At 74.0% G+C, this 1,645-nt stretch carries 1 protein-coding gene; it reads right to left on the bottom strand.

The window, feature by feature from the left end; all coding sequences use genetic code 11:
- Positions 1 to 1,645 (bottom strand): beta-ketoacyl synthase N-terminal-like domain-containing protein (locus tag ACFWIS_RS40620; RefSeq protein WP_380524398.1); only part of this gene is annotated, 1,645 nt, incomplete at both ends.

The raw sequence follows: 1,645 nt of genomic DNA, 5'->3' as shown, positions 1-1,645 counted from the left end.
TGGGCCTCGATGGGGTCGCCGAGCCTGGTCCCGGTGCCGTGGGCCTCGACCACGTCGACGTCGGCGGTGGTGAGTCCGGCGTTGGCCAGGGCCTGGCGGATCACCCGCTGCTGCGCGGGGCCGTTCGGCGCGGTGAGGCCGTTGGAGGCGCCGTCCTGGTTGACCGCCGTCCCCCGGACGACCGCGAGGATCTGGTGGCCGTTGCGCCGTGCGTCGGAGAGCCGTTCGACCAGCAGCAGGCCGACGCCCTCGCCCCAGGAGGTGCCGTCCGCCGACGCGGCGAAGGACTTGCAGCGCGCGTCGGCGGCCAGGCCGCGCTGGCGGCTGAACTCTATGAACGACGCCGGGGTGGCCATGACGGTCACGCCGCCGGCGAGGGCGAGGTCGCACTCGCCGTTGCGCAGTGACTGTGCGGCCAGGTGCAGGGCGACCAGCGAGGAGGAGCACGCGGTGTCGACGGTGATGGCCGGGCCCTCCAGGCCGAAGCTGTAGGACAGCCGCCCGGAGGCGACGCTGCCCGCGCTGCCCGTGACGAGCTGGCCCTCGAAGCCCTGTGGCTGCTGTCGCATCAGGCGTGAGCCGTAGTCGTCGTACATGACGCCGGTGAAGACGCCGGTGCGGGAGCCGCGCAGCGCCTCGGGGTCGAGGCCGGCGTGCTCGAAGGCCTCCCAGCCGGTCTCCAGCAGCAGCCGCTGCTGCGGGTCCATCGCCAGCGCCTCGCGCGGGCTGATGCCGAAGAACGCGGGGTCGAAGTCGGCGGCGGCGTCCAGGAATCCGCCCTCCCGCACGTACGACTTGCCGGGCGCGTCCGGGTCCGGGTCGTACAGGGCGTCGACGTCCCAGCCGCGATCGGCGGGGAACCCGGCGATGGCGTCGATGCCCTCGGCGGCCACCCGCCACAGGTCCGCGGGGGACCGTACGTCGCCGGGGTAGCGGCAGGCCATGCCGACGATCGCGATCGGCTCGTCGGCCGCCACGGGAGCGGTCGCGGTGGCCGGGGCCGTCGGAACGGCGGGGTGCTCGGCCCCGGCGGGAGCGGTGAGCAGGAGGTCCGCGAGGTGCCGGCCGATCGCCGAGGTGGTCGGGTGGTCGAAGACCAGGGTCGAGGGCAGGCGTCGGCCGACGGCGCTGCTCAGCCGGTTGCGCAGCTCGACGGCGGTCAGTGAGTCGAAGCCCAGCTCGCTGAACGAGCGGTCGGGGTCCAGCTCGGCACCACCGGAGTGCCCCAGGACGGCGGCGACGTGCCGGGTCACCAACTCGTGGAGGAGTTCTGTCTGTTGCGGTGCCGTGAGGCCGGCGAGCCGCTGTTCCAGGGTGGTTCCACCCGGGTCCGTGGCGGCGGCGACCCGGCGGGGCCTGGCGCGCACGAGCTTGCCGAGCAGGGGCGGCAGGGTGCCCTCGGTGGACTGCCGCTGGAGTGCCGACACATCCAACTCGGCTGTCACCAGTACCGGTTCGGTCGAGGCGAGCGCGGTGTCGAACTGGGCGAGGGCCCGCTCGGCGGACATCCCGCGGAACCCCTGGCGGGCCAGCCGGTCCCGGTCGGTCTCGGTGAGGGTGTTGGTCATGGTGCTGGTGTCGGTCCAGAGTCCCCAGGCGAGGCTGGTGGCGGGGAGTCCTTGGGTGTGGCGGTGGTGGGCGAGGG

The organism is Kitasatospora sp. NPDC127060 (assembly GCF_042724935.1).
GTDB lineage: Bacteria > Actinomycetota > Actinomycetes > Streptomycetales > Streptomycetaceae > Kitasatospora.
Note: the sequence above shows the minus strand (reverse complement) of the source record. Positions and strands in the feature narration are given on the sequence as shown.